The following is a 26216-nucleotide window of genomic DNA, read 5'->3' as shown; positions in this document are numbered from 1 at the left end:
CTTACTCTGGTTAGTGCGCATCCAGCCAATTATCACCAACTCCTGTATCAACAACAATCGGAACATCAAGAGGTAAAGCTGATTCCATAATTTTTTTTATGAGCGGACGCAATTCATCAACTTCATCTTTATGAGCATCGAACAATAGTTCATCATGAACCTGAAGAACCATTTTAGTTTTGAACTTTCTTTTTTCAAATTCATTGTGAATTTTTATCATCGCAAGTTTTATCATATCAGCAGCCGTACCTTGAATCGGCATATTGATAGCAACTCTTTCCTCAAACTGACGGACAACTCTGTTATTGCTATTAATATTTTTGAGAAATCTTCTTCGTCCAAGTAAAGTTTCAGCAAATCCTTTTTCTTTAGCTTTACTGACTGAATCTTCCATATAGTTTTTTACTTTCTTGAAAGTATTGAAGTAAAGATCAATAATTTCTTTTGCGTGAGCTTGTGGAATTCCTAATCTTGTTTTCAAACCAAATGGACCAATCCCATATAAAATTCCGAAGTTAACTTCTTTTGCTTTTCTTCGCATATCAGGTGTAACATCTATCGGATCGACCATGAAAACAAGAGCAGCGGTACTTCTGTGAATATCTTCTCCATTTTTGAAAGCTTTCATCAATGCTTCATCTTTACAAATCGCTGCAAGTAATCGAAGTTCAATCTGACTGTAGTCTGCACTTATCAAAAAATAATTTTTATCGCGGGGAACAAATGCTTTTCGAATTTCTTTTCCCATCTCAGTCCGAATAGGAATATTCTGAAGATTTGGATTCAAGCTTGAAAGTCTTCCTGTTGCTGCTACTGTTTGATTGAAATCTGTATGAACTCTTCCGGTTTTTGGATTTATAAGATTGGGTAACGAATCCGTGTATGTTGATTTTAATTTTGAAGCCTGACGATAATTCAAAATCATTTCTATTATTTCGTGTTCGCCTCGAAGATTTTCAAGTGCACGGGCATCTGTTGAAAATCCGGTTTTAGTTTTTCTGCCTGATTCCAATCCAAGTTTTTCAAAAAGAATTACCTGCAATTGTTTTGGTGAGCTGATGTTAAATTCTTCACCCGCAGATTTATATATTTTTTTTGTATAACCATTAATCAGCTTTTGCAACTCCTTGCTATAACTTTCAAGTGCTGATTTATCAATATTAACGCCTTCATATTCCATTGCTTCGAGTACAGGAATAAGCGGGAAGTCAACATCGAATGCAACTTTTTCAAGTTTATCTTTTGTAATTATTTTGCTGAGAATTTCATAAAGTTGAAATGTTATGTCAGCATCTTCAGCAGCATAATCTGAAAGTTTTTCAACCTCTGCATCATAAATTTTGGTTGGATCTTTCTTCTCACCAATCAGTGTGGAAAGTGGAATAGGTTTATAATTCAAATACTTTTCTGAGAGATCATCCATTCCGTGTTTTTCATCGGGATCATATATATAGCTGGCAATCATAGTATCGAAATAAAAATTCTCTACTCTAATTCCAAGACTGCGCATAACCGAAATATCATACTTACCATTTTGACAAACTTTTTTAATTTTTTTATTCTCGAATAGCGGTTTGAATATTTTTTTAAAATCATCAACAGGTAATCTTTCTTTACCATCGGAAAATATTCTGCTTCCGGGATCAATCGCTACAAAAAATCCTTCTCCTGCTTTTGTTGAAAAAGAAGCACCGACAATATTTAATTCAAATGGATTTAGTGAATCGGTTTCTGTATCAAATACTATCAACTCTTTTTTACCTAATTTTTCTGCTAGCTTTTCTGCATCTTTTTTTGTTGTGATAAGTTCATACTTTGATTTTGATTTATCAAAAGTTGATGCATTTGAAAATTCTTCTTCTTTGATTTCCTGTTTCTGATTTTCCAGATCATAAATTTTAAGTAATCTTGTAAACAAACTATTAAATTCTAATTCAACAAAAACTTCACGCATTTTATCAACATCGGGTTTACTAAACTTAGCTTTCTCAAAATCTATTTCCATTGGAACCTTGCAATTAATTGTAGCAAGTTCTTTTGAAAGAAAAGCATTGTTTTTATTTTCTTCCAGCTTTTTCTTCGTTCCTTCTTTCTCAACCTTATCCAGATTTTTATAAAGATTTTCTATCGAACCAAACTGCTGAATTAATGGAAGAGCGGTTTTTTCGCCAACGCCTTTTACACCAGGAATATTATCAGAACTGTCGCCAACTAAAGCCAGGTAGTCAATCATTTGTTTCGGTTCGAATCCATAATTTTCTTTTACTTTTTTTACATCAAAGAAAGAAACTTCGTCAGATCCCCGACCGGGTTTTGCAATAATTGTTTTATCACTAACTAATTGCATATAATCTTTATCAGGAGTAACGGCGTACGAAATCATTCCTTTTTTTTCTGCAAGACGAACTGCTGTTCCGATTATATCATCAGCTTCATATCCGGGTTTTATATAAAGGGGAATATTCAGCAACTCAACAATTTCTTTTATCCTTCCTATTTGCGGAATCATATCTTCCGGCATTGCTTCGCGTGTTGCTTTGTATTCTTTATAAATTTCGTGACGAAAAGTTTTTTCTTTTGAATCAGAAGCGACAGCGATATAATCAGGTTTATGATCTTCAAGCACTTTAACAAGCTGGTTCATAAATCCAAATACTGCGGAGGTTGGTTCACCGCTTTTTGTAGTCAATGGTCGGTTGATGAATGCAAAGTATGCTCTGTAAGCCATTGCCATCGCATCAACAATTACGAATGTTTTATTTTTCATCATTAAAAAATTTAATTGAGGGAATTGTTAGATTGAAAATAAGAAATTGATGCGTAAGTTTAAATTGTAAAATGAACATCTAGTTTTGCCCTATGTTTATTTTTTATATATAGAATTTTAAAAAGGAGGGTGGCGACAATAATTTTATATATCATCCCTAACGGGATTAAAAATTAAACAATTATAAACTTAGTTTTAAGAAACGTCCCGGTGGAGACAAAATATTTATAAAAAAATCCAAACAATATTCAGTTGAGAATCTATCACAATTGCAAAAGGCGAGCTGCTAACTCACCTTTTTTATTTTAGATTTTATGTTGCCTTCAAAAAGTCGGTTGAGCTATTTAAGGAGAATCATCTTCTTTGTCTCAGAAATATTATTAGCAATTAATTGATAGAAATACGTTCCACTGGGAAGATTTGCCCCATCAAATTCAACCAAATAATTTCCAGCAGGTTCCTCTTCATCTACTAAAGTTTTTATTTCCTTACCCAATTCATTATAAACTTTCAGTTTTACAAAAGATAAACTGGGAATAGAATAGGCGATCTTTGTGCTGGGGTTAAATGGATCGGGATAATTCTGCTCAAGGGAATATTCTTCTGAAATTCCCATCCCAGTATTAACCACTTGTGTGCTCTGTGAAACCATCTCTTCAACGATGTCAACTGCGATATCGACTGAATCAATTCCTCCCAAGACATACAGTCCTCCTTCGTACTCAGCAGTTGCCATCCAGTCTCTTTTGGAACTTAATTCCTGAGAGCTGATTGTCCAGGAATTAAAAGATATATTATAAACCATCATACTTTTGTAACTCGCACCGGATGATCCGCCAGCGTTCCCACCGATAGCGTAGATGAGATTATTCATAATACCAAATGAACAAGCATCGACCTGGTAGGGAGAAACACTTAGTTGCGTCCAGGAATCGGTTGAAGGAGTATATTTATAAAACGCTGAATCGTTCCATCCAAGAATATAAACCTCATTCTGATATAGAATGGAACTCAAGCCCCATCCTCCCTCCACAGTGTTGGGTGTTTTTGAAGTCCACGAATCACCAGAAATATTATATTCGAATACTTCTCCAAAAGCATTAAAAAGATAAATATTTCCATTTACTTCTTCGGCGGTTAAACCATAAGTCTGATTTGTGTTTGGGCTATTAGCTAGATACACCCAATCTCCTGTGTTAAGATCATATCTTCTGTTTAGTTCGGAACCGAATGGCCACCCACCAAATAGGTAAACGTAATCTCCATAAAGTATTGTCTCAGCATCCCATACTTTGTTATCAGGGATTGAATCGTAATAACTCCAATTTGCACCATCGAACTTATAAATTCGCGGATAAATTGTATTACCTGACCAGCTATCGGAACCTCCGAAATAATAAATATTATTATGCCAAACTTCAGCATTACCTCCACCAATGGGTATCGGCAGATTTGGAATTGTCTGAGTGAATATCAATTGAGAAAATACCAGTACTAAGGTCGAAATTAAAAACTGTTTCATAAAATTTCCTTTTTATCTTTGACAAATTAACTTTCAGTTTTTTTTATTTAAATGCAAGTGCAATTAAATTATAGCAACTTATTAAATATATCATCAGATCTTACATATTAATTTATTAATTCTATTTACGTTTAATTATTTTATTATTAAGTCAAAATGAATGAGTTGGATAACTCTAATGTTTATATTCGGTCAGAATTTTACAAATCATTGAAGCATGAATTTTATTGTTACGAATTAATACTTGCTGTTGTGCTTGAGGGTAAGATTCACGAAATTCCTGAATAAAAGTATTATGATAAAGCAAGACAGAAATATCTTGAAACGTTTAGGATAAAATTTATTCGGATAAAAAATGAAGAGTTTCTTGGCAATCCAAATAAAACATTTCAGAAAATTGAAACTTCAATTAAAAAAATACAGACTGTTGAAGAATGAATTATCGTGACACGTTAATTCAAAAATTACGGCAGCGGAAATAATTTTTTATATTGTCATCATCAGAACTTAATAATTTGATAAACTATGAACTCAATCTGGGAAACTTCTTTTAAAATTCGCTCAACTGATGTTGATGCATTTAATCGAATGAAAGTGAGTGTGGTTCTCGATTACTTTCAAGATGCAGCTTCAAATGATGCGGAACGATTGCATTTTGGATTTTCGGATTTTGTTTCGAAGGGATTGATCTGGGTTCTGTCCTGGGCGAAGTTTGAATTTATAGACTACCCGAAATTTTCAGATCAAATCAAAATTCAAACCTGGCCAAAGAAACAATATAAACTTTATTCAATCAGAGATTATCTGATGATGGATTCTGCAAATAGAGTTATTTGCAAAGGAACTTCTGCATGGATTCTGCTCGATTCAAAATCATTTCGTCCAAAAATTCTCACACAATTATTTCCTGATTCCAAAATGCTTTTTTCAAAAGATGCGTTAACTGAACTTCCTCAAAAAATAAATATTCCATCAAGAACAGAAAATATTTATTCAACACAAGTCCGTTATTCTGAAATTGATTTAAATCAGCACACTAATAACGTCCGATACGTTGATATGATGTTAAATTGTTTTGATCTTGATTTCCATCATAATAATGTGATAAATACACTAACCGTTTCATTCAACTCAGAAACAAAATTTTCTGATACGATAGAATTGAGAAGAGAGAAGATTAGTACAAACCCATCATCATTTTATGTAGATGCGGTTAAGTCAGGAAATGATAAACCGGTATTTCAATCGATGATTGAGTGGAAACCTATTAATCTTACAAAAATTTAATCAGAATAGCAGCGATGTTATCCGAACATGTTTAATATATTTGAGTCAATCTTTTGAATTCTTTTATAACAAATGAAATTCTGCATTTAAAATATTGAGACTATGATTACTCGATTCAGACATCATTTGAAATTTAATATCGATTATAACTGCACATTAACTTTTGTAAGCAAACGGTGTAGTGAATAACGAAAACACTAAATCAACTTCATTCAGCGAAGTTGTGCGAGCAATGGGGATTGTATTTGGTGATATTGGCACCAGCCCAATTTATACACTCACAATAATATTCTTCCTTATCAAACCGACTGAAGAAAATGTAATCGGAGTATTATCACTCATCTTCTGGACGCTGATTTTTATTGTAACAATTCAATATGCCTGGCTTGGAATGTCGCTGAGTATTAATGGTGAAGGAGGTATTATTGTTCTGAAAGAATCATTAGCACGCACTTTAAAAAAAGGGAAAAAACTTGGATTAGCTTCTGCGCTCGCTTACCTCGGAATATCGTTAATTATTGGAGATGCCATTATCACACCGGCAATTAGCATTCTTTCAGCGGTTGAAGGTCTGCAGCTAATTCCTGAGTTTAGTCAGATTACTCTGCCTCTGATAGTTTTAGTTACGTGCATTATAACAATTCTTTTGTTTTCAGTTCAAGCAAGAGGAGTGGATAAAATTGCTAAATCATTTGGTCCAATAATGTTGATTTGGTTCATTAGTCTTTTTCTTGCTGGATCATATTACGTGTTTGATAATTTATTTATATTAAAAGCTATTAACCCGGTGCATGGGCTAAATATGCTTTTTCATAATGGCTTTGTTTCATTCCTGGTTTTAAGTGATGTAATTCTTTGTGCGACCGGCGGTGAAGCTCTTTATGCGGATATGGGACATCTGGGAGGAAAATCAATTAGGTATGCATGGATATTTGTAGTAATTGCGTTAGTAATAAATTATTTTGGTCAGGGAGCTTTTTTGTTAACTGCTGGTTCAACGCTGCAAATTCTTTTCTCTTCGGTGAATAACATTTCTCCGGTTTTGTATGTTCCATTTTTAATTCTCGCTTTACTTGCGACTATTATTGCATCTCAGGCTATGATCAGTGCAGTTATGTCTTTAGTCTTTCAAGGGATAAACCTTCGGATATTTCCATTAATGAAAATCAAATACACTTCTACTGAACTGAGATCTCAGATTTATATTGCTTCAGTAAACTGGATGCTGCTGGCTGCAGTTTTACTGATGGTATTAATTTTTAAATCTTCAGAAAATTTATCTGCAGCTTACGGTTTTGCTGTTACTGCAACGATGACCATCAGTGCGTTATTTCTTGTCTGGGTTTTCTGGAACAAGAGATTGAAAATTCAATTATTCTTTGCGGTATTTGTATTGTTGTTTGATTTAGCTTATATGGTTGCAGTATTTACAAAAATTCCTGCTGGTGGATACTGGTCAATCATAATCGCTATACTAGTAATGTCTTTGATTCAGATATGGCTTAAAGGTTCTGATATGCTCAGGAAAAAGTTCCGCGCACTGGATCTTGACATTTTCATCACAAACTTTGAACAAATTTATTCCTCAGAACCGGTGTTAAAAGGAGAAGCAGTTTTTTTTGCAAGAGTTTTGGATAAAGTTCCGCCTTATGTTGTTCATTGCATAATAAGAAGCGGAATTATTTATGAGAAAAATATTTTATTCGCTGTCGAAACGGCTGATGTTCCTTATGGAATTGAGTTTTCCGAGATGAAAGAATATTCGAAAGGATTATATGGAATGTCCGTTTCAGTTGGGTATATGCAAATTCCTAATTTACCTGAATTGTTTAAACGACAGGGAATCTCAGAGAAAGTTATTTTTTACGGTGTTGATGATATTAAAACAACAAAAATGTTTTTCAGGATTTATTCATTCATTAAAAAAATAACTCCATCATTTGCGAGCTTCTATAACTTTCCATACAATAAACTTCATGGAGTAGTGACGAGACACGAAATTTAATGTTGTCTATAAAGATTTACAGAATCACAAATATTTGCAGGATATTATTTTTATTCCCCACCCAAAATATGTATTCGTAATTTTAAATTTTCTACATGGAACCTGAATTAGCCAGCATAAATATTTTATCACTTATTCCTTTTCTATTGATGCTTTTATCAATAGCAATCTTTCCGCTTTTCTGGAATCATTTCTGGGAAAAGAACAAAAACAAATTACTCGTTGCAATTGTTTTGAGCCTACCGGTTATAATTTATTTATTAGCAAATGGACTAAGCGATAAATTAATTGAAACTTTATTATTCGACTATGTACCATTTATAATACTTCTCGGAACATTGTTTACGATCACGGGAGGAATATATTTATCAGGAGATATCGAAGCCAGACCGGGTATTAATACTTTGTTCTTGACTACTGGTGCAGTGTTAGCTTCATTCATCGGAACAACCGGAGCTGCAATGCTTTTAATCCGTCCAATCATACAAACAAACAAACAAAGAAAATATAAAGTTCATACCATTTTATTTTTTATCGGAATAGTTGCCAACTGCGGAGGACTATTGACTCCGCTGGGAGATCCGCCATTGTTTATGATGTATCTGAGAGGCGCACCATTCGAATGGTTTTTCAGACTCTTCCCTGAATGGTTATTTGTGAATCTGCTGCTTTTAATAATCTATTACATTTCGGATATGTACTATCATAAAAAAGAAGACATTACTTCGATTGCTATTGATAAATCATCAATCAGACCTTTAAAACTTGAGGGCAAGCGTAATTTTATTTTTCTGCTCATAGTGATTTTAGCAGTTGCGTTTCTTAATGAAGAATACGTTACGGTCATGCATTCAAATCATTACTTTAAATTTATTCGAGAAGCAGTAATTATGATTGCCGGTTATTTATCAATTCTGTTTACACCAAGACTTTTACGGATATCAAATAATTTCACCTGGATGCCGATTCAGGAAGTTGCTTATTTGTTTTTAGGAATTTTTGTAACAATGGTGCCTTGTCTTCTTTATCTTGAAGTGAATGCAAAATCGTTTGGAATTACTTCAGCAACTGAATTTTATTATTACACTGGATTGTTAAGCAGTTTTTTAGATAACACACCTACTGCAGTAACATTTCACTCATTAGCTTTGGGACTTGGTGCAAACTCTGCAAATTTAATCGCGGGGATTCCGGAAGAAATATTGAAAGCAATTTGTATTGGTGCAGTTTATTTCGGGAGTATGACATATATTGGCAATGGTCCTAATTTTATGGTAAAGACAGTTGCAGAAGAAAATAATATAAAGATGCCTGATTTTTTTCAGCTACATATTAAAATTTTCCTTAATAATTCTTTTACCTGTATTCATAATAATACAAATCATTATTTTGTAAGATAGAATTACAAAAATTTCCAAGAAAATATGAATCCTTGGCATCAAGTTAATCCCGGAAGCGAAGCACCTCAGGTTGTAAATAGTATAATTGAAATACCCAAAGGTTCAAAAGCCAAATATGAGTTGGATAAGAACAGTGGTTTGATAAAACTAGATCGTGTACTTTTCTCAGCAGTACATTATCCTGCGAATTACGGATTTATCCCTCAAACCTATTGTGAAGATAATGATCCGCTTGACATATTGGTAATCTGTTCAATCGATGTTGACCCGCTTTGCATAATTGAAACACGTGTACTTGGTGTGATGCATATGGTTGATGAGAAAATGAAAGACGATAAAATTATCGGAGTAGCTAAAAACGATATAGCGCTGAATTATATTAATGATCTTTCTGAATTACCTCCGCATACAATGGTCGAACTTCAAAGATTTTTTGAAGATTATAAAAAACTTGAGAACAAGCAAGTAACAGTTAAAAATTTTTTAGGGAAACAGGAAGCTTACAAGATAATTAACGACAGTCTGGAGCTGTACGATAAGAATAAAAATAGATTAGTATCGGAGTAAAATTTATGAAAAATATATTTGTTGTACTTGTGTTTGTAATTTTTTCCGGAGTAGTTTCCTGTCAAACAGATAATGACACACTATTTATCGGTTCCTGGAATTTGCAAAATCTTTTTGATACCGTTGATGATTCGTTAAAAGACGATAAAGAATTTTTACCGGGTTCTGATTTAGAATGGACAGAAGATCGTCTCGATAAAAAAATGTATAATCACTCAAGAGTAATCAGAATGATGAATAATGGACAAGGACCTGATATACTCGGTGTTTGCGAAGTTGAGAATGAAGCTGTTCTGGCTGAAATGGTAAACAGATATTTACCAGATTTGGGTTACGATGTTGCGTATATTGAATCACCTGATAACAGGGGAATTGATAACGGATTAATATTTAAAAGAGAAAAATTTAAGTTGCTGAGTATGCTGGCTGATACTGTTCATCTGGCTGATGGCTGGCCCACAAGATTAATTGTTGGTGTAAATCTGCTTATGAATGACAAGGATGTTTTTACTGTATTTGTTAATCATTGGCCATCGAGAAGAGGCGGTCAGATTGAATCTGAACCTAACCGGATTGCTGCTGCACAGACTTTGCGCAAATCAGTTGATAGGATTTTCGCTGCTGATTCAAATGCAATGCTGATTATCATTGGCGATTTTAATGATGAACCAACAGATAAATCTATCTTAGAAGAGCTCGAAGCACATCCGCTAAAATGTGATTCCCTGCAAAGTGATTTTGAATTTGCTTCGGAGAAAGAATTATTTAATGTCTCTTATGAGGTTTACGAAAACGGCGAAGGATCATATAAATACAAAGATGACTGGAATTTATTAGATCAGGTAATTATATCAGGATCATTAGTTACAGGAATGGGCTATAAATATCTTTGCGGGTCATTTGAAATATTCAAACCTGAATTTATAGTTACAAAAACCGGACAGTATGCAGGAACTCCTTTCCCGACTTACGGAGGAAGCAGATATCTTGGCGGCTACAGTGATCATTTCCCGGTAACTGCAAAATTTATTAATCAAAGGAAAAAAAATTGACTAAGGAACTTCTAATTTTTGGCTCAAGCGGTGCACTCGGAAACGGTGTAACTGAAGTACTTCTTAAAAAGCAATATGACAATATTTATTTGTTCGATTTCAAGCATAAAGATCGATCAAACCCAAACGTAAAATTAATTACTATCAACGATCTATCGGAAGAACTAAATATTAAAAAAGCATTTGCTCAGATAACCCCTTCAAGGGAAAAAATATTTTATCTTTTTAGTACTGTCGGAGGATTTTACGGTGGAAAAAATATCTGGGAAACAGAGATTGGCTACTTTGACAGAATGATAAATATGAACCTTAAAACCAGTTTTCTGATTGCAAAATATTTTTCTCTACTGGTGAAGGATTCTCACTCAGGTTCAATTTGTTTGACCGCTGCATACACCGGACTGGATGCTGAAGCCGGAAAAGCTGCTTATGGAATTTCTAAAGCCGGTGTAATTCATTTAATAAAAACGTTGAGTGAGGAAGGGAAAAAAATAAATCTCTCGGCTAATGCAATTGCACCGTACATCATTGATACTCCTGCAAACAGAGAATGGATGAAGGATGCTGATTTTGAGAAGTGGATTACTCCTGAAGATATTGGTGAATTTGTGAACTCACTGTTCCAGAATTATCAGGCTGTGTCAGGGAATATTTGTCAAATGATGGATCATCTGTCTAACAATAATTAAAAGATTTTTTAGAGGATAACATGAATTTAACAGAAAAAATAAATCGTGATCTGAAAGAAGCAATGAAAGCTAATGACACTCTCAGGCTTCAGACAATCAGATCAATAAGAGCTTTGATATTGGAATTTGAAAAAAGCGGTTCAGGAAAATCGTTTAATGAAGAAGAAGAAATTAAACTTCTCACATCCGCAGCAAAAAAACGTAAAGAAGCAATGGAAGAATACAATAAAGCCGGACGAAACGATTTGGCTTCAATAGAAGAAGCAGAATTAAACATTATCAAATCCTATCTTCCAAAACAGCTTTCACCCGAAGAAATATCTGAAAAAATAAAATCTTTGGCAGAACAGATCGGCGCTAAATCGAAAGCCGATTTTCCAAAACTCATGCCTGTGGCTGTTAAAGAATTGAAAGGATTAGCTGATGGTAAAGCTGTTAAAGAAGCTGTTGAGAAATTTCTTGGTGCAAGTTGATCCTTCTTGATATTTTAATTATCGCAGGGGTGATTATAGGATTCATTCTTGGTTTCAAAGATGGTTTCATCAGAAAACTTGTCGGATTAATCGGATTCATACTCGCAGTTGTTGCAGCAGTTTTTTTTGCCGGTAAACTTGGTTTGTTCATCGAGAGTCTTTTTAGAATTGAATATTATCTCGCTGAAATAATTGGCGGGATTTTTATTTTTATTTCAATAATGACCCTATTCGTTTTCTTGAAGCGCGTTGTTCATCCATTTGATAAAGTAAACAATTTAATCAACCAGATCGCTGGAGGAGTTGTCGGGGCTCTTCAAATACTTTTTTTCCTGAGTGTGATCTTTATTGTTCTGAATATTTTCGATTTACCGGATAACAAAACAAAAAAAGAATCGCTATTATACACTCCCACATTAAATGTAATTCATTACACTATCCAGTACATAAGTTACTATACACCAGAGCCGCGGAAATTGATTGAAGATTATATCAATGAAAAAGACACTGAATAATGATGGATAAGGTTGTACTGGATAAATTAGAATTCCACAAGGTACTTTCAACTCTTGCAAATTATTCTTCAACAGAGACCGGGAGGAAACAAATTCTTGGACTGATTCCGACTTTTAATCTCAATAAAATTTTAAAAGAAGGTCAAACGGTTTCAGAAGCAAAAGAAATTTTAATTCGAAATATTCCGCCTCAAATAGATTTTATTCCAGATATATTCGAATCCATCTCTCAAAGCAAGATAGAAGGTGTGGTTCTGAGTGCAAAAAAAATTTTAGAAATACTAAAGCTCTTAAAAAACTCAAGAAGTTTATATCAGTTCCTTAAAAACAATTCATCTATCGCTCCATTATTATCAGAACAACTGAGCTCATTGTTCAACGATAAACTGCTGGAAAATCATATTGAAAAAGTAATTGATGAAAATGGAGATATCAAAGAAAAAGCAAGTCAGAAACTTTCAGAGATACGAAAACAAATAAGAGAAAAACAAAACTCACTTGTCAAATCTATCAGCAGTATTATGAAAACACTTGAAACAGATGGTATTGTAAGAGAAGATTATCTGACACTTCGTGACGGTCGGATGGTAATCCCTGTTAAAGCTGAACATAAGCGGCAAATAAGAGGATTCATTCATTCTGAATCAGCAACAGGACAAACAGTTTATATTGAACCCGAACAAACTCTCGAACTCAACAATGAAATTATTACTCTTGGGTTTGCGGAGAAAAGAGAGATCGAGAGGCTTTTGAAAGATGTTACTGCATTGATCGGAAGAAACAGTGATAAAATTAAAGATTCATTATTAACCATCTCTTATGTTGATACGGTATTTGCACGTGCTAAATATTCAATTGAAATTATAGGATCATTTCCGACTATTAAAAATGATCTCGATTTTCATATTAACGACGCAAGACATCCGGTGTTGTTAAAGAAACTTGGAAGAGATAAAACTATTCCACTGAATTTTAAATTAGATGAGCAAAGGGTCATCGTAATTACTGGTCCGAATGCCGGCGGGAAAACAGTTGTGTTGAAAACAATCGGATTACTATCGCTTCTGCTTCAATCAGGAATCCACATCCCGGTTGATCCGGATTCAAACTTCCATCTGTTCAACAATGTGTTGGTTGATATTGGAGATGAACAATCATTAGAAGATGATCTTTCGACATTCAGTTCACATCTTACAAACTTAAAAAATATTTTATCTGTCAGTGATGAAAATACTCTCGTTCTGCTCGATGAAGTTGGAACCGGTACCGATCCGACAGAAGGCTCAGCACTTGCTTCTGCTGTTTTACTGAAACTCAGAGACAAAGGTGCATTAGTATTTGCTTCAACGCATCACGGTAGTTTAAAGCTAATTGCAAATTCCGAAAGTGGTTTTATCAACGCCGCAATGGAATTTGATCACGAACAACTAAAGCCGACATATAAATTCAAACTTGGTATTCCCGGTTCAAGTTATGCGTTTGAAATTGCCAGAAGAATCGGAGTTGATGAGAAATTAATTGATACTGCTGCGGGTATGATGGATAGTGATAAACTTAAGCTTGAAGTATTTCTTTCTGAAATTGAAGCCAAATCAAACCGGCTTGAAGAAAAACTAAAGCATATTGAAATTGAAAATACAAGATTAACCGGGCTATCGGATCTTTACAAAACCAATATTGGCAGACTTGAAAAAGAAAAGAGAGAGATACTTAAAAAGGCAAAGTCGGATGCTGAGGATTTTTTGAAAACTGTGAACAAAAAAGTTGAAAGTACTATTAAGGAAATCCGTGAATCTGGCGCACAGAAAAACGTAATTAAAGAAACAAAGAAAATCATTGATGAACTTAAAGCCGAGGCACAAAATCTTTATTCACCAGAAGTTGTAACAGAGATAAATATATCCGATTTTAGAGTTGGAAATTTTGTGATGATACGGGAAACTTCTACTCAAGGAAGAATTTTACAAATTGATTCAGCAAGGAATAAAGCTCTGATTGAATCCGGTTCAATTAAAATGCAGGTGAACCTTTCTGAACTTGTAATTGCAAATGCATCAAAAGAAACCAAGGCAGAGAATCATCATCATAATTTACAAAATATCATTCCACAACATCGTCTTGATATAAGGGGAAGAAAGCCGGAAGAAGTTGATTTTGAAATTATAAAGTTTTTAGATGATTCATATATGAATGGTCAGGATAGAATAGAAATTTTACATGGAAAGGGAACAGGTGCATTGAAAAAAACTGTTAGAGATATTCTTGACAAGCATGAAAAGGTTAAAAACTATTATTTTGCACCAATCGAATTTGGTGGAGAGGGAATAACTATAGTCGAATTAAAATAGGAATCGGTTGTTTAAAAAAATATTAATAGCTAACAGAGGAGAGATTGCAGTAAGAATTATAAGATCCTGTCGTGAAATGGGAATAAAATCTGCTGCGATTTATTCCGATGCAGATATTACTTCACTTCACACACGGTTTGCCGATGAAAGCTATCACATCGGAAGTTCTCAAGCATCAGAATCATATCTCAACAAAGAAAAAATAATTCAACTCGCTAAAGAAATCGGAGCAGATGCAATTCATCCCGGGTATGGTTTCTTTTCTGAGAATGCAGATTTTATACGTTCAATCGAAAAAAATAAAATTACATTCATCGGTCCGTCCTCAACATCCGTTGCGTTGATGGGAAGTAAAACTGAAGCAAGAAAAATTATGGCAAAGAGTGGTGTGCCTATTGTTCCGGGAACTACTTCACCTTTAACATCTCTCAAGGACGGATTAAATTCTGCTGAAGAACTTGGATATCCCATATTATCAAAAGCTTCTGCAGGCGGAGGTGGTAAAGGAATGAGAAAAATTTCTTCAAGAGATGAATTTGAATCGGCATTTGATGCAACAAAGAGAGAAGCATTAAAAGCCTTTGCCAATGATGAAATTTACCTTGAAAAATTTATTGAAAATCCCAGACACATTGAAGTTCAGGTTTTTGGAGATAAGCAGGGAAATTATGTTCATCTCTTTGAACGTGAATGTTCAATTCAACGAAGACATCAAAAAATAATTGAAGAAGCTCCATCTTCCTTTGTTGATGAAAAAACAAGACAAAAAATAACTTCGGCTGCAATCGATGCAGCTAAAGCATGCAATTATTATAATGCAGGTACAGTCGAATTCCTGATGGATTCCAGAAAGAATTTTTATTTCCTTGAAATGAACACCCGGCTTCAGGTGGAACATCCTGTCACTGAATTAATCACAGGATTGGATTTGGTAAAAGAACAAATATCAGTCGCAGCCGGAAATCCGCTGTCAATTAAACAAAGCGAACTATCAATTGATGGTCATGCAATTGAATGCAGAATTTATGCTGAAGATCCATTGAATAATTTTCTTCCTTCAACCGGTCAGATAATAAGATATCTTCAACCATCCGGTCCGGGAATCAGAGTGGACTCGGGATTTGATGCAGGTTCACACATTACATTTAATTATGATCCATTAATTGCAAAACTCATTAGTTGGTCAGATACCAGAGAGTCTTCTATCAATAGGATGATTGGAGCACTTTCAGAATATGTAATAAGTGGATTTACAACAAATATTTCCTTTTTAAAATCAGTCATTGATCACCAATCGTTTAGAAAAGGGGATATCAATATTAATTTTCTTGAGAAATATTTTTTAAAAGGATTTAATGAGTCTGATAATGAGCAGGGTTTAAAAGAAAAAGAATTAGCAGCAGCAATATTGTCATCATTATTAAAATTCAAATCAACCGCAGCTAATGTGAAGATTGATTCGAAAGATTCAACTAATTCATGGCAGGAGCAAATGTATGAATGAATTTGTTGTAGAGGTTGACAATACAAAATATGAAGTTAAAATTTTATCAGATGAAGAAGTAATCGTTAATGATGTTGAATATAAAATTAAATTAACTTCTTACTTCAATCATACATATCTTTTAAAAATAAATAACAAAATATTTGAGCTCAGTTCAAAAGAAATAGACAGTAATAATTTTAATCTGTTTTTTGATGGATATAAATTTGAAACTACTGTGAGAACACTGTTGCAAGAAAAAGCTAAAAAGCTTCTCGAAAGTTCGGGTCAATCAGTTAAACGACATGCAGAAATCAAATCTCCAATGCCCGGAATGATTATTAAGATAAAGAAAAATTCAGGTGACAGTGTTGAAATCGGAGATTCAATAGTTATTTTAGAAGCAATGAAAATGGAAAATGATCTGAAAGCACCTGCTTCCGGAACTATAGAAAAAATTTACGTCAATGAGGGTTCTGTGGTTGAAAAAGGCGTTCTGCTGTTTTCAATCATTTAGTTTGTTCTTAAATAACATTATTTATCATTTCATATAGGAGGGATCCATTTGAAAAAATATCTATACACGATCCTGATGCTGATTGGTTTATTCGCTGAAGTCAATCTTGCGGGCGGATTTCAGATTAATGAACATGGTGCAAAAGCGATGGGACTCGGCGGTGCATTCACTGCAATCGCAAACGATGCTTCTGCTATTTACTGGAATTCTGCCGGAATGACACAACTCAGTGGTACAAATTTTTTACTTGGCAGTGCTCTGATAGCTCCAAGTTCTTCATTTAGAGGTGTATCACCTGCTGTTGATATCAGCCGGATGAAGAGTCAGGCTTTTTTTCCGAGCCACTTATTCATAACACACTCATTTACTGAATCCTTTTCTGCAGGTTTAGGATTGACTACACCATTTGGATTAGGAACTCACTGGAGTAATGGCTGGATTGGAAGATATCTTGCTCTGGAAACTGAGCTAAAAACTTTCTGGGTACCGATAACATTCGCGTACAGTCCTGTTGAAAACCTTTCGATAGGTGCAGGATTTATTTACAGCTTTGCGGATGTTTTAATCACACGAAATAATTCACAAGCTCCGTTTGCCGGAGATGCTTATGTTGAACTTGAAGGCAGCGATAATTTTGCTTACGGTTATACTTTCAGCTTAATGTATAAACCAATAAAAGATTTTTCAATTGGTGCATCATTCAGAAGTGAAGTTGAATATGAATTTGAAGGAACTGCTACAGTAACCGGTGCTGAACAGCTTCAGGAAATTGATGCATTTCCGGGAGGAGATGTCACAGCAAAACTTACAACTCCGATGAACATTGTTGGTGGAGTTGCATATCAGGTTATTCCACAGCTTCGACTAAGTGCAGATTTTCAATGGATTGCCTGGTCGAGTTATGATTCATTAAATGTGGATTTCGTCAATCCAGAATATGAAGATTCAAAGAGTAACCGTTCGTATAAAGATACTTACATAATTCGATTCGGCGCTCAATATGATATAAGTGATAAGGTTTCACTGCTTGGTGGCGTTTACTTTGATAAAATGCCGGTTGATCCTGATTACGTCAGTCCAACTCTGCCGGATTCAGATAGATTAGGACTCAGCATTGGTGCAGACGCTAAAATTTTTGATCAGTTTGGTATTTCGGGCTCTTATTTATTTATCCGTGCAAAAGAATTGACTGTAACAAACTCCAAGGAAATTTATACAGTTGGCGATTCACCATTTAACGGAACATATAATTCTTCAGCCAATTTACTGTCTTTAAGTTTATATTATCATTTGCAATAGAAGGAGAAACAAAGAAATGAAAAAATTTTATATATCTATCAGTCTTCTCTCCTTTATTTTACTGGCAATAATCGGATGTGAAGATTTCAATGAACTTACCGCTCCCAAAATTAATTTTGGAACTGCAGACTTTACCCGATTTGTTTGTATTGGTAATAGTTTGACAATGGGCGAACAATCAACATCAATTTTTGAATCAGCACAACAATATTCTTTTGGTAACATCATTGCGAAACAAGTAGGAACTACGTACGCACAGGCAACTTTTAGTGATCCGGGAACTGTGGGACGATTGGAAGTTGGTTCACTGAATCCATTTACACTTTACACAAATCCGGGACAAGGTTCACCAACAAACTTGAATTATCCGGCACCGTATAATAATCTCGGAATTAAAAGTGCTTTTATATTTGATGTGATGAATGCAAGAAGTGCAACAACTTGTTACACAGCGCAGCCGCCATTCAACACTCCGAACCCTTTATTTGATGTAGTTCTAAGAGGGTTAGGAACTCAAATGGAACTAGCTCTTGCACAACAACCAACATTGGTCACTTTATGGATCGGAAATAATGATATACTTGCATTTGCAACGCGTGGTGGATTATTTCCACCAACCAGTGCATCATTATTTCAAAATCAGTACACACAAATTCTCACAGCGTTAAGTTCAACTGGCGCGCCGGTGATTATCGGAAGTTTACCGAATGGATTGTTGACTCCATTTTTTACCACAGTTGGTCCGGGTATTGGTTTGAAATTGCAATCACTTCCGGTACCTGGCTTAGTATATCAAACTACAGGTGGTCCTGGTATTGCAGTTGCAACAGCTAATCAATTATTAACTGATAGCGTTCTTGTAACTTTAAGCGGTTCATCTGCTGCAGGTTTAATTGGTGATCAAACAGGTAAATATTATTCTGACAATGGAATTCCAGTACCGCCTGGAGTAAATACAGCATTTCCATTCGGACTTACTCCGGAAAATCCATTTCCAAATGGATTAGTATTGGATCCAACTGAGATTGCTGGATATAAGGCATTAAGAGCAGGATTTAATGATATCATTTCTGGATTAGCTGCTACTTTTAATTATCCGGTCATCAACTGGGATGATGTTTTTAATCAACTGGCAAGTTCAAATGGTTTAATTGTAAATGGTGTTACATACTCTACTACTTACATTGAAGGAAACTTTTTCAGTCTTGACGGAATTCATCCGACAAGCCAGGGATATGGAATTATTGCTAATGAATTCATCAAAGCAATCAATGAAGAGTGTAATGCTCAAATTCCGTTAGTTGATGTCTCAACAATTCCAGGAAGCCTTGTATTTGAAGGGCAAGTAAACATGGGAAAATATGGTATTCCAATTATTCCGTATGGAGCATTAGATAACGTTTTATTTTAATCTTTAGGGATGGAAAATCCATCCCAATTTAATTTATGAGAACAACAGCCCAAATAGTATTTCTGAATTTTATTCTTATTCTCGGTTTAATTGCTTGTTCATCAACTGAAATGACACAGCAAAAAGAAAAGGGAACTACAGATAGTATTTATGTATTTGATGAAGTTCCTCCGGAAGACATCTACAAATTTGAATCACCTCAGCAGCAATCTTTTGATGTTTATGTTGTTCAGATAGGTGCGTTTTCAAATCTTGAAAGTGCAAAAGAATTTGCTGAAAAGAGCCGGCAGGTTTTATCAAAGGATATTAAAGTTGAATTCAACCAACAGAAAAATCTTTATGTTGTATGGATTCATCCTCCTTTCGAAAATAAAATTCAGGCAGAATCATATAGAAACGAATTAAGGATGAACGAGGAATTCAAAGATGCGTGGATTGTTAAAATAGATTCGAGGAAATAAAAAAGGCTAAGCCAGATTCAGCTTAGCCTTTACTCTGCATTCCCTCACTACATTTAGAGCAGATAGAATTTCAAATAATTATATCATTCAAACCAGGAAACAATTTCCAAACCACCTGTTCCGGGAAACATTGGTGGTGAAGCAATCATAAATCTTTCATCATACCTATATCTTTTAGCAAAACCAGTTTTTATTCCGGATTTGTCGAAGGTACCAACTGCTCTACGAGTATTCTGGATTATTCCCCCAATCAAATTTATATTGCCGCTGATTGGTCTTTTATCGTAATTCTCTGATCCGAATCCACCGTCTTCACAATAAATGGATGCATTAATATTTATATCATTATGATTTGCTGTATTGTCAGTGATGAGGACACTATTCTCAGCAACAATACCGAGAATATCAGTTGCACTTTCGCTTGCTAACGGATTCGTTTTATAAATTATATCGTCATCAAGATATATCATCCCTTTATCTGAAGATCCAGATACAGCAAGTGAGTAAGTTCCTTTTACAATTCCTTTCAAGCGAACAATTGCATTTTCAACAAATATTACTCCGCCTGGTGCAGCCGTTGGCAGGTATGCAGACATATCTTTTCCATCATAAGAATATCTGTATAATAAACTATCTTCTTTAAATGTTACATAAACGGTATCATTACCAGAAAGATATAGACCATCATTTTGTGCAGATGCTCTCATCGGATCAAGTCCATCTGTTGGAAGCGGAAGATCAATGCCTTGTTCGTAACCGCCAAAAAATCGAGGTTCATCACTATTTTGATCTGTATAATAAATCAATGATTTTTTAGTAGTTGCTTTACCAAAAAATACGGGGTGGTTGTGTGCTCTCACATAATCCTGAGTATGAAAAGGTCCCCAGATTGTATCACTGCCTGTAAACCAAATCGTTCCACCTTCATTCATCGAGTAATATGCAAATTTTGAGAATTTACTTGGTTGAAAAATTACTTCAATAGTTTTTGTAATTCCACCGTAACTTCCAGTTGTTGTTAACTTTCTAATATTTCTCCAGGCATCAAGCACTTGAACACTTGCACTGAATGATCCATTTTCGAAAGTAACATTATTAAATCCGGCATTCCAGGAACCGTTTAAGAACAGTTCATTGCAGGCAAGATTAGTCCCGCTAACCGCTATATTATGTGCAACTGTCTTAGCATTATAATCAGCCATATTTTCAACTGTCCGGGTAGATAATTTATTTGAGTTCCCACCAAGGACTATGTAAAGCACACTAAAACCGAGCACTAAAAACAATGATAATTTTCCCATTAGATTATGCCTCCTTATCGGTTAAATAAATTTCTTGCAGCCATACGTATCTGCCTCCAGAAAATTGTTTGATAATTTTCATTATACGCTGAAACATCCTCAACAGTAATATCTATTTGCATTGAATAAATTTCCCTTGGATCAGATATCGGGAAATTTAATTTTGTTCCAAGTGCATTATAAAATTCCATCTTGAATTGTGTTATTCCCAAATTCACATCAGCCAGAGATTCATTATTCACAATCCTGTACAGAAATCTATCTCTTGGATTTGGTGTTTGTGGAATGTCTTTTACAGAGTCAAAATAATAGTACAAAGTATCGATAGTTCCATTATTATCAGTATCGGTCAGGTATCTTATACTTGAAGAATCAGCATAAAGTATCGCTTGAGTTGGAATTGGAATCTTCTGCCAATCTGCACAATACCCGATTCTTCTGAGATCAGTTTCCAATATTTGAATAACAGTTGCCAGATTAGTTTGTGCGTTCAAGTTTGTTGTACCGCGATACAGATCTTCGGTGGAACTGCTTTGCAATCGAAAAATAGATAACATTAGTATTCCAGCAATTATTATAGATCCGATTATATCTAAAATTGTATTTGTACCCATGTAATTCTCCTATCTGAAATACCAGTAACTAAAAATAGATGAACTTTGAACAACCTGTACTGAACTGTCTGCAGAGACAGGTCTGGTTATAGTGACGGTTATTTTTTTGTGGTAAGTTCTGTTAGCAGTTGATCCGAGTATATTTCCGGGTTCAACATAAACCACCGCACAGGAGATATCAAAGACACTCGATTTCATTGAACTATCTCGTTTAGTATATCCATTGAAATCATCAAAGTCATTAAATTTTTCTTCAGTCTCGCCGCTTTCAGGACCGAGTATTGATGATAGCTGTGAAGTTGAAATAATATTAGATGTATCCGTAGCTTCGTCAAATGCTTTGCTTTGCGCTTGTTCAATTATTGATGTTGCAATTGAGTTGGCTAATACACCAAACTGAGCTTCATCTCTGACAGTCTCATTGGTAAGATTCGTTGTGTTTACCCGTAACATAATAACGGCGAGCAACAACATCGCACCTAAAGTCATTATCATCTGTCCTGTGTTCATATTCCTTGTAATTTTTTGTTAAACATTTATCTTCAGGACTAAATGAACTATCATACCAGAGGACATCGGTAAGAATTACTTTGATTTTAGAATAAACTTTAATCTCAGTAAAATTTGGAAAGGTCAAACAGAAAAAAGTGCTGTAATGAAATGAGAGAGTAGTTTTTTATTGTAACAATAATTAACCCCCATTTGACACTTCTGTCGGACTAAATAAAACATTGTCTAATGAAGCCAATCACTTTTTATTAACTGATGTTACGCAGAAAAGCAATTAGCAAAGAGATGACATCTTTATTTTTTATTAAATATTTAAACAAAAGTAACATTGACATTCCAATTTAAGTGCTTATTTAATCTATAAAAAGATGTCATCTCTCCATTTTGCGTAAGGTGAGTTATTAATTACCAAACACGCCATAAATGTTTTTTGGAGTTATTAGATAAATTTATATCAGATTGATGTTCAACAGTTTTTTCTTATAGTTTATTTGGTTATTTTTTGAATAAATTCAAACAAAAAATAAAGCTGGAGGGTATCAAATGGCTTTTTCTTTAAACAGAATAATGCTTATCGGGCGTCTTGGAAAAGATGCGGAGACAAGATTCACAACCAACAATGTGTCGGTGACAAATTTTTCGCTTGCTACTGACTATCGTTATAAAGGTAAGACAGGTGATTGGGTTAATGAAACTACCTGGCACAATATAGTTTCATTCAATCTGTCAGACTATTTCAAGGAAAACCTGAAGAAGGGAAAAAAGTTTTATGTCGAAGGAAGACTGAGTAAAAGAGATTACACAGATAAAGATGGAGTAAAGCGTTATAGCACGGAAGTAATTACGGATAAGATAATTCCATTAGAACCATCAACTGAAACTACTTCGACAGAGGAAGACGATGGACCATCAGTGGCACCGGCTGCTAATGAAAACGATGATTTACCATTTTAATTTATTCATAACTCAGGCTTTGAATATTCTTGGAGATTGACTGGATATTCCAAATACTTTTATTATTCATTTTAGTAATCTCTTCAGCTTTTTTTTCCGGTTCTGAAGTTGCTTTTTTTTCTATTAAGCAAAAAGATTTGAATGTTGACTTTAAATCTTCCAATCTGATTTACAGATACGCTAATAATCTTATTGCTTTTCCCAGAAGACTTCTTGTAACTATACTCGTCGGGAATACAATTACAAATGTTGCTGCTTCAATTGTTTCTGTCTCGATAGCACTCAATGTTGCAAAACTTTATGGACTCAACATTAACTTAGTGCTGGTAATTCAAATTATCCTGATTACAGTAATTATTTTACTTTTTGGCGAATTACTTCCTAAAATATTTGCATCAAAATATCCCAGGTTCACAATAAAGATCACCGCAATTCCTTTATATCTGATTAGCATTATTCTGTATCCGATCGCTGAATCAATTACAGAAATAATCAAACTAACTTTTTCAAAATTAAAATTTGATAAAGCTAAAACAGCAATGACTGAGAAAGAAATTTCTTACCTTGCAGAATTAGGACACGAAAGAGGAACACTTGAAAATGATGAACAGCAAATTATTTCAAGTTTCGTAGATTTTAAATCTGTACTTGTAGCTGAAGTTATGATTCCAAGAGTTGATATCGTTGCAGTTCCATTTAATATTGACTACGATGAAATAATTAAAACAATTAATAGCAGTGGATTTAGCCGTTTACCGATTTACGGAGGAAATCTTGATAGGATTCACGGAGTTCTGCATGTAAAAGATTTATTGCGGTTTCTCGAAGACAAATCTTTTATTAAAGAACAGACAATCAAAGAAATCACAAGGGAAGTAATGTTTGTGCCTTCAAGTAAAAAAATAAGTGATATGCTCAGAGAATTCCAGCAGAAACAAATGCATCTTGCAATTGTAGTGGATGAATTTGGTGGAACAGCGGGATTGGTTACTTTGGAAGATATTATTGAGGAAATCATTGGTGAAATCTGGGATGAACATGATCCTCAGGAAAATTCTGTAAAATTATTATCAGAAAACAAATTTAGTGTTCTGGGAAAAGTCCCGATTTCTGACTTCAACGAAATAATCGGGATGAATGCAATACCTGAGAGTGATGACTATGATACAATTGCAGGACTTATTATAAGTAAAGCCGGAGAGGTTCCTAAGGAAGGATATTTTATTAAATTAAATGAATATAAACTAACGGTAAAAGAAGTTCTGAAAAAGAGAATTAAGAAAATTGAGATTGAAAAATTATCTTGATTAGATTTGAATGAATAAATGTCACTTCTTAAAATCTGTTACTGTGGTTATCATATAGAGTTGAGCTATCGCATCTTTGTTCAGTATAAAATGGAAGATTATTAATGAAACCATACGAAAAATTTCTTTTCAATAAAACACTGCAGATTCCGGATGATGAATTGATTGTTTGCAGAATCTATGAAGAAAGAACTCTTTAAAAGTCGGTAAAATATTATTTTACCATATAAAAGTCTTTTGAAGAAATAGTAAATTTGTATCCAGAATTATTTATTGAAGAATTTAATAAAGCTATTTTATAGATAACATTATTGCTGATCAGGGAATTTCAAACTTAACTTCGATTTTTAAAAGGGAAGATTATGAAAAATTCAAGAGCAACTGAAATTAAAGTTGGTGTAACAGTCTTATTAGGATTGCTTGTATTTATCTGGGTGTTGGGCTGGGCAAAGAATTTTTCAGTAAGTTCATCTGATAATATTGTAAGAGTCAGCTTCAATAAAGTTTCTGGTTTGGAGATTGGTAACAATGTTACAGTTAACGGAGTAAGAAAAGGTTCTGTTAAAGATTTTTATATCCAGGGTTCATCCGTAATTGTGACACTGAGCATCAGCAATGACGTAAAACTTAAAAAAGATGCTGAGTTTTCTTTGGAAAGCACTGACCTTATGGGAGGCAGAAAAATCGAAGTTGATCCCGGAGTTTCGTCCGAAGACCTGAATCTTTCACAGATTCATAACGGTATTTACATATCGGATATTGCTGGTATGATTAGTCTTTTTAGTGATATACAGGATAAGATAAGTATCATTGCAAATGAATCTGTTAAAACTTTACAAGGAATAAATTCATTACTCGAAGACGAAAATTTCGTTAACGGTTTAAGAACAAGTATTACAAACTTAAATAATGTCACTGCAAAACTTGATGCGATGATTTCAGAAAATCAGGAAAACATTAAACTGATTTCTGAAAACACCAAAGAAATTACTTCCGATACAAAATGGTTCTTAAGAGAAAATAAAGATAACATTGAAAAATCTTTAGAAAATTTGAATGCTGTTTTAATTAAATCAGATTCACTTCTTACTTCATTAAACTATTTAACCAATGAAACAACATCCGGGAAAAACAATCTTGGTAAAATACTTTATAATGATTCATTGTATTACAATCTTACTCAGTCAATGGAAATGTTAAAAAAAATGAGCAATCTGATTCTTGAGCAGCTTCAGACTGATGGGCTAAAAGTTGATGCCTATATTTTCTAAGTCACACGGAAATTAAAATGGTTTTAGGATTAGGAATTGATATAATTGAAATTGATCGGATAAGACAAAGCATAGAAAATTATGGTGAAAGGTTCTTAAATAAAGTATTTACTCCTGAAGAAATAAGATACTGCAATTCAAAGTTCAACAAATTCCAGCATTATGCTGCCAGGTTTGCTGCAAAGGAAGCAGTTTACAAAGCATTAACCAGCGGCTGGAAGTCAGGTCTCAGATGGAAGGATATTGAGATTCAGAATGATAGTGCTGGTATGCCATCAATCAATACATCAGGTAAATTAAAATCATTTCTTTCAGAAGATGCTCAATTACGAATTTCAATAAGTCATTCTGAAAGTTATGTGACTTCTGTTGCAATTATATTTAAGGATAACTCTTCGTCCACTCCAGCCAGATAATCAGCTCAACTTCATCAATAAATTCCATTGCTATTAAATGCTGATAT

The 26216-nt window shown here is 34.2% G+C and carries 22 protein-coding genes and 1 pseudogene; 18 read left to right on the top strand and 5 right to left on the bottom strand.

The window, feature by feature from the left end; translation table 11 throughout:
* Positions 1–10: 10 nt before the first annotated feature.
* Complete coding sequence (gene polA, locus HND39_14890; GenBank protein QKJ97467.1) at positions 11–2767, bottom strand: DNA polymerase I; 2757 nt, start codon at positions 2765–2767, stop codon at positions 11–13.
* A gap of 340 nt (positions 2768–3107) precedes the next feature.
* Entirely contained in the window at positions 3108–3641 is a 534-nt protein-coding gene (locus HND39_14885) for a T9SS type A sorting domain-containing protein (protein ID QKJ98026.1), read from the bottom strand.
* A 1173-nt stretch (positions 3642–4814) separates the two neighbouring features.
* Here HND39_14885 and HND39_14880 point away from each other — a divergent pair.
* From HND39_14880 to HND39_14815, 14 genes and pseudogenes are all read left to right on the top strand, one after another.
* A complete protein-coding gene (locus tag HND39_14880) occupies positions 4815–5576 on the top strand; it encodes a hypothetical protein (GenBank protein QKJ97466.1) in 762 nt (253 codons plus the stop codon).
* A 181-nt stretch (positions 5577–5757) separates the two neighbouring features.
* Positions 5758–7581 (top strand): KUP/HAK/KT family potassium transporter, encoded by a 1824-nt coding sequence (locus tag HND39_14875; protein ID QKJ97465.1) that lies wholly within the window; start codon positions 5758–5760, stop codon positions 7579–7581.
* A 95-nt stretch (positions 7582–7676) separates the two neighbouring features.
* Positions 7677–8976, top strand: a pseudogene (locus HND39_14870) (sodium:proton antiporter).
* A gap of 29 nt (positions 8977–9005) precedes the next feature.
* Entirely contained in the window at positions 9006–9548 is a 543-nt protein-coding gene (locus tag HND39_14865; GenBank protein ID QKJ97464.1) for an inorganic diphosphatase, read from the top strand.
* 5 nt (positions 9549–9553) lie between these two features.
* Positions 9554–10600: a hypothetical protein gene (locus HND39_14860; protein QKJ97463.1), complete on the top strand. Its 1047-nt coding sequence runs from the start codon at positions 9554–9556 to the stop codon at positions 10598–10600.
* A complete protein-coding gene (locus tag HND39_14855; protein ID QKJ97462.1) occupies positions 10597–11289 on the top strand; it encodes an SDR family oxidoreductase in 693 nt (230 codons plus the stop codon). The genes HND39_14860 and HND39_14855 overlap by 4 nt, the downstream gene beginning before the upstream one ends.
* 20 nt (positions 11290–11309) lie before the next feature.
* Positions 11310–11762, top strand: coding sequence for a GatB/YqeY domain-containing protein (locus tag HND39_14850; protein QKJ97461.1), 453 nt, complete (start codon positions 11310–11312; stop codon positions 11760–11762).
* Positions 11759–12277, top strand: a complete 519-nt coding sequence (locus HND39_14845; protein QKJ97460.1) for a CvpA family protein — start codon at positions 11759–11761, stop codon at positions 12275–12277. Before HND39_14850 ends, HND39_14845 begins: the two co-directional genes overlap by 4 nt.
* Entirely contained in the window at positions 12277–14625 is a 2349-nt protein-coding gene (locus tag HND39_14840; protein QKJ97459.1) for an endonuclease MutS2, read from the top strand. The genes HND39_14845 and HND39_14840 overlap by 1 nt, the downstream gene beginning before the upstream one ends.
* Before the next feature lie 7 nt (positions 14626–14632).
* The gene (locus HND39_14835) at positions 14633–16129 is read left to right on the top strand and encodes an acetyl-CoA carboxylase biotin carboxylase subunit (protein QKJ97458.1); all 1497 of its coding nucleotides are present in this window, start codon (positions 14633–14635) and stop codon (positions 16127–16129) included.
* Entirely contained in the window at positions 16122–16625 is a 504-nt protein-coding gene (locus HND39_14830) for an acetyl-CoA carboxylase biotin carboxyl carrier protein subunit (GenBank protein ID QKJ97457.1), read from the top strand. Before HND39_14835 ends, HND39_14830 begins: the two co-directional genes overlap by 8 nt.
* A gap of 48 nt (positions 16626–16673) precedes the next feature.
* Complete coding sequence (locus HND39_14825; GenBank protein QKJ97456.1) at positions 16674–17924, top strand: hypothetical protein; 1251 nt, start codon at positions 16674–16676, stop codon at positions 17922–17924.
* A 16-nt stretch (positions 17925–17940) separates the two neighbouring features.
* Positions 17941–19335, top strand: a complete 1395-nt coding sequence (locus HND39_14820) for a hypothetical protein (protein QKJ97455.1) — start codon at positions 17941–17943, stop codon at positions 19333–19335.
* A 35-nt stretch (positions 19336–19370) separates the two neighbouring features.
* Positions 19371–19796 (top strand): SPOR domain-containing protein, encoded by a 426-nt coding sequence (locus HND39_14815; GenBank protein QKJ97454.1) that lies wholly within the window; start codon positions 19371–19373, stop codon positions 19794–19796.
* Positions 19797–19879: 83 nt separating this feature from the next.
* On the opposite strand, the gene HND39_14810 is transcribed toward HND39_14815, so the two are convergent.
* The 3 genes from HND39_14810 to HND39_14800 are packed head-to-tail and all read right to left on the bottom strand — an operon-like array spanning position 19880 to position 22221.
* On the bottom strand, positions 19880–21097 hold the full coding sequence (locus tag HND39_14810) for a hypothetical protein (GenBank protein ID QKJ97453.1): 1218 nt from the start codon (positions 21095–21097) through the stop codon (positions 19880–19882).
* Between the two features lie 14 nt (positions 21098–21111).
* Positions 21112–21711, bottom strand: coding sequence for a hypothetical protein (locus HND39_14805; protein ID QKJ97452.1), 600 nt, complete (start codon positions 21709–21711; stop codon positions 21112–21114).
* 9 nt (positions 21712–21720) lie between these two features.
* Positions 21721–22221, bottom strand: coding sequence for a hypothetical protein (locus HND39_14800; protein ID QKJ97451.1), 501 nt, complete (start codon positions 22219–22221; stop codon positions 21721–21723).
* A 543-nt stretch (positions 22222–22764) separates the two neighbouring features.
* Here HND39_14800 and HND39_14795 point away from each other — a divergent pair.
* The 4 genes from HND39_14795 to acpS all read left to right on the top strand — a co-directional run bounded on the left by HND39_14795 (position 22765) and on the right by acpS (position 26169).
* Positions 22765–23175 carry a single-stranded DNA-binding protein gene (locus tag HND39_14795; GenBank protein QKJ97450.1) on the top strand — a complete coding sequence of 137 codons (411 nt, stop codon included), beginning with the start codon at positions 22765–22767 and terminating at the stop codon, positions 23173–23175.
* Between the two features lie 29 nt (positions 23176–23204).
* Entirely contained in the window at positions 23205–24482 is a 1278-nt protein-coding gene (locus tag HND39_14790; GenBank protein QKJ97449.1) for an HlyC/CorC family transporter, read from the top strand.
* Positions 24483–24844: 362 nt separating this feature from the next.
* Positions 24845–25753 carry an MCE family protein gene (locus tag HND39_14785; GenBank protein ID QKJ97448.1) on the top strand — a complete coding sequence of 303 codons (909 nt, stop codon included), beginning with the start codon at positions 24845–24847 and terminating at the stop codon, positions 25751–25753.
* Between the two features lie 17 nt (positions 25754–25770).
* Positions 25771–26169 (top strand): holo-ACP synthase, encoded by a 399-nt coding sequence (gene acpS / locus HND39_14780; protein QKJ97447.1) that lies wholly within the window; start codon positions 25771–25773, stop codon positions 26167–26169.
* Positions 26170–26216: the final 47 nt, after the last annotated feature.

Source organism: Ignavibacteriota bacterium (genome assembly GCA_013285405.1).
Taxonomy (GTDB): Bacteria; Bacteroidota; Ignavibacteria; order Ignavibacteriales; family Ignavibacteriaceae; genus IGN2.
The sequence above is the reverse complement of the archived record's forward strand: the minus strand, read 5'-3'. Positions and strand labels throughout refer to the sequence as shown.

What these genes read in the sequence shown, in the direction of transcription:
- polA (QKJ97467.1), bottom strand. Translation starts at nt 2,767, where the DNA reads ATGAAAAATAAAACATTCGTAATTGTTGATGCGATGGCAATGGCTTAC.
- HND39_14885 (QKJ98026.1), bottom strand. Translation starts at nt 3,641, where the DNA reads ATGAATAATCTCATCTACGCTATCGGTGGGAACGCTGGCGGATCATCC.
- HND39_14880 (QKJ97466.1), top strand. Translation starts at nt 4,815, where the DNA reads ATGAACTCAATCTGGGAAACTTCTTTTAAAATTCGCTCAACTGATGTT.
- HND39_14865 (QKJ97464.1), top strand. Translation starts at nt 9,006, where the DNA reads ATGAATCCTTGGCATCAAGTTAATCCCGGAAGCGAAGCACCTCAGGTT.
- HND39_14860 (QKJ97463.1), top strand. Translation starts at nt 9,554, where the DNA reads ATGAAAAATATATTTGTTGTACTTGTGTTTGTAATTTTTTCCGGAGTA.
- HND39_14850 (QKJ97461.1), top strand. Translation starts at nt 11,310, where the DNA reads ATGAATTTAACAGAAAAAATAAATCGTGATCTGAAAGAAGCAATGAAA.
- HND39_14840 (QKJ97459.1), top strand. Translation starts at nt 12,277, where the DNA reads ATGATGGATAAGGTTGTACTGGATAAATTAGAATTCCACAAGGTACTT.
- HND39_14830 (QKJ97457.1), top strand. Translation starts at nt 16,122, where the DNA reads ATGAATGAATTTGTTGTAGAGGTTGACAATACAAAATATGAAGTTAAA.
- HND39_14820 (QKJ97455.1), top strand. Translation starts at nt 17,941, where the DNA reads ATGAAAAAATTTTATATATCTATCAGTCTTCTCTCCTTTATTTTACTG.
- HND39_14815 (QKJ97454.1), top strand. Translation starts at nt 19,371, where the DNA reads ATGAGAACAACAGCCCAAATAGTATTTCTGAATTTTATTCTTATTCTC.
- HND39_14810 (QKJ97453.1), bottom strand. Translation starts at nt 21,097, where the DNA reads ATGGGAAAATTATCATTGTTTTTAGTGCTCGGTTTTAGTGTGCTTTAC.
- HND39_14805 (QKJ97452.1), bottom strand. Translation starts at nt 21,711, where the DNA reads ATGGGTACAAATACAATTTTAGATATAATCGGATCTATAATAATTGCT.
- HND39_14800 (QKJ97451.1), bottom strand. Translation starts at nt 22,221, where the DNA reads ATGAACACAGGACAGATGATAATGACTTTAGGTGCGATGTTGTTGCTC.
- HND39_14795 (QKJ97450.1), top strand. Translation starts at nt 22,765, where the DNA reads ATGGCTTTTTCTTTAAACAGAATAATGCTTATCGGGCGTCTTGGAAAA.
- HND39_14785 (QKJ97448.1), top strand. Translation starts at nt 24,845, where the DNA reads ATGAAAAATTCAAGAGCAACTGAAATTAAAGTTGGTGTAACAGTCTTA.
- acpS (QKJ97447.1), top strand. Translation starts at nt 25,771, where the DNA reads ATGGTTTTAGGATTAGGAATTGATATAATTGAAATTGATCGGATAAGA.